The sequence below is a fragment of the Pedobacter sp. genome (genome assembly GCF_045628745.1).
Taxonomy (GTDB): Bacteria; Bacteroidota; Bacteroidia; order Sphingobacteriales; family Sphingobacteriaceae; genus Pedobacter.
Genome location: NZ_JAZQPU010000488.1, coordinates 1 through 2,272, shown reverse-complemented (window position 1 = coordinate 2,272; position 2,272 = coordinate 1). Strand labels below are relative to the sequence as shown.

Here is a 2,272-nt window from a genome sequence, read left to right as displayed (position 1 = left end):
AGCATGATGATGTGGAAGGCCATGTGCCTCGGCGGGAAATCATGTTGAAAGACATCAGGCTGATGAAGGCTTTCAATATCAATGCCGTGCGGACCAGTCACTATCCAAATGACCCATTGTGGTATAAATTATGTGATCAATATGGTCTTTACCTCGTAGATGAGGCTAACATTGAAACCCATGGTATGGGTGCCGAATTACAAGGCAGATTTGATAAAACAAAACACCCTGCTTATTTACCAGAATGGGCCCCAGCGCATACAGACAGGATCAAAAGATTAGTAGAAACAGATAAAAATCACCCCTCTGTTATCATTTGGTCGCTGGGTAATGAGTGCGGTAACGGTCCTGTTTTTCATGACATGTATAAATGGATTAAACAACGCGACAATACCAGGATGGTACAATTTGAACAAGCGGGTGAGAATTCCAACACAGATATTGTTGCCCCCATGTATCCGGGCATAAACAGCATGAAAAGCTATGCCGCAGCCAATAAAGAACGCCCTTATATCATGTGTGAATATGCACATGCAATGGGTAATAGCAATGGTAATTTTAAAGAATACTGGGATATCATTAACTCCTCAAAACACATGCAAGGTGGTTTTATTTGGGATTGGGTAGACCAGGGATTAAAAACTAAAGATGATAATGGCAAAACTTTCTGGGCTTATGGTGGTGATTTAGGTGGCTTTTACTGGCAAAATGATGAGAATGGTGTAGCCGATGGTTTGCTAAGTTCTGACCGTACCCCAGACCCGGGCCTTTATGAAGTGAAAAAAGTTTACCAAAATATTGATTTTACACCTGTCAATATTGCACAGGGCAAGATACAGGTAGAAAACAAATTCGACTTTACCAACCTCGATAAGTTTAATTTTACCTGGGAGCTGTTCAAAAACGGCGTGAGCGTTAAACAGGGAAAATTTGCCATGCAATTGGCACCACATCAGAAAAAAGCAGTTAGCCTTCCTTTGCCAACTGTAAAAGCTGCTGCAGGCGAAGAAGTGATGCTTACTGTACGTGCTTTCACCAAAGATTCTACAGAAGTATTGCCCGCTTTAGCTGAAGTGGCCTATGAGCAGTTTTTGCACTCAGGCAATTTCTTTGCAAAGCAAATTATAGCGGCTAAAAATGAGCTGAATGTAAAACAAGATGCAAATTACCTGACTTTTACGGCAGGAGACATATCGGGAGAATTTGACCTCAGGTCAGGCAAGTTAAACAAGTTTTCAAAAAATGGGAAATCCTTTATATGGAGATTTCCTGAGCCTTATTTCTGGCGTGCACCAACAGATAATGATTTTGGTAACCATATGCCGAGCAACATGGGTATTTGGCGCAATGCACATGAAAACAGGGAGGTTAAAAAAGTTACCGTAGGTAAGCAGGATGCTGAAGGGCTCGCCATTACCGTAGAAATGGAACTGAGTGGCATTGCTGTTCCTTATACCATTACTTATGTAATTTTACCAGATGCTGCCGTAAAAGTTACCGCAGTGATGGACATGTACAACAGGAACCTTCCTGAGCTGCCACGTTTTGGCATGAGGATGAACCTGCAAGGCCGGTACGGAAATTTTAGGTATTATGGCAGAGGTCCATGGGAAAATTACAGCGACAGAAATACGGCATCCCTGATTGGCATCTATAAAGATGATTATAAAAACCAGTTTTACAGTGGTTACATCCGTCCTCAGGAAAGCGGAAATAAAACCGATGTGCGTTGGTTAGAACTAACTAACGACCAGGGAAATGGTCTTTTGATTGAAGGTTTGCAGCCTTTGAGTGTAAGTGCACTGGATGTAAGCACGGAAGACCTTGACCCGGGGATGAATAAAAAACAACAACACATTACTGATATCCGCAGAAGAGATGAGGTGTTTCTCAACATTGACCTCAAACAAAGAGGTGTTGGCGGTGACGACAGCTGGGGAAGGAAACCTCACCAGGAATATTTGCTGACTGATAAAAAGTTTGTTTACAGCTACATCATGAAACTTCTTTAATGAGAACACTACCTATAAAAGTTACCTGTATGTTGTTACTGACTGCCTTTGCAGTCAGTAACTTATACGGACAGAAAGTTAAAAAAGAGAAGGCAAACCTCAAAAATGACCGGGAAATCTGGCTTGCTGAGATGGATAAAATGTGTAGGCCGGTGTTGTATAACCTGGCCAAAGACAGCCTGAAAATCAGGATGCCGAAGGTGACTTCGGTCCATGTTGACAATAAAGAACATCGCATAAAAGTGCAGTATGTTGAGGTA

At 42.0% G+C, this 2,272-nt stretch carries 1 protein-coding gene and 1 pseudogene; both read left to right on the top strand.

Going from position 1 to position 2,272, the window contains the following annotated elements:
• Window positions 1-2,012 (top strand): glycoside hydrolase family 2 TIM barrel-domain containing protein (locus tag ACR2F7_RS17855; RefSeq protein WP_432714891.1); only part of this gene is annotated, 2,012 nt, incomplete at its 5' end.
• A 29-nt stretch (window positions 2,013-2,041) separates the two neighbouring features.
• Window positions 2,042-2,272, top strand: a pseudogene (locus ACR2F7_RS17850) (hypothetical protein); the annotation flags it as partial.